This is a genomic window from Adlercreutzia sp. DFI.6.23, assembly GCF_024462535.1.
GTDB lineage: Bacteria > Actinomycetota > Coriobacteriia > Coriobacteriales > Eggerthellaceae > Adlercreutzia > Adlercreutzia rubneri.
The window spans coordinates 1-307 of the sequence record NZ_JANGBP010000419.1 but is presented as its reverse complement, the minus strand read 5'-3'; the positions used below and the strand labels follow the sequence as shown (position 1 = coordinate 307).

The 307-nt window shown below is 67.1% G+C and carries 1 pseudogene; it reads right to left on the bottom strand.

Going from position 1 to position 307, the window contains the following annotated elements:
- Nucleotides 1-51 precede the first annotated feature (51 nt).
- A pseudogene (locus tag NE591_RS13970) lies at nucleotides 52-307 on the bottom strand (hypothetical protein); the annotation flags it as partial.

Sequence of the window (307 nt, the reverse complement as noted above, 5' to 3'; positions counted from 1 at the left end):
CGCCATGGGCTTGCCCCAGCGCTCGGGATCCTGGCGCAGCTTCTCGAATTACTCTTGGAAGGTGAGGTACATGTACGCCCGCTCGAAGCCGGTGGCCACGAGCTTCGCCACCGAATCGAGCACGGCCATGTAGGCGCCGGCATAGGGGTCGTAGGACGAAAGATACGGGTTGAAGCCCCAGGACAGGCCCGAGTCCGTCGTGGTCTTGCAGCCGAGCACCGGGAGCTTCGCCACCATGGCGAGCGCCGGGGTGAGCTGGCGGGTGCCGCCGAAGGGCATGAGCACCGTGGCCGCGCCGATGGTGGAG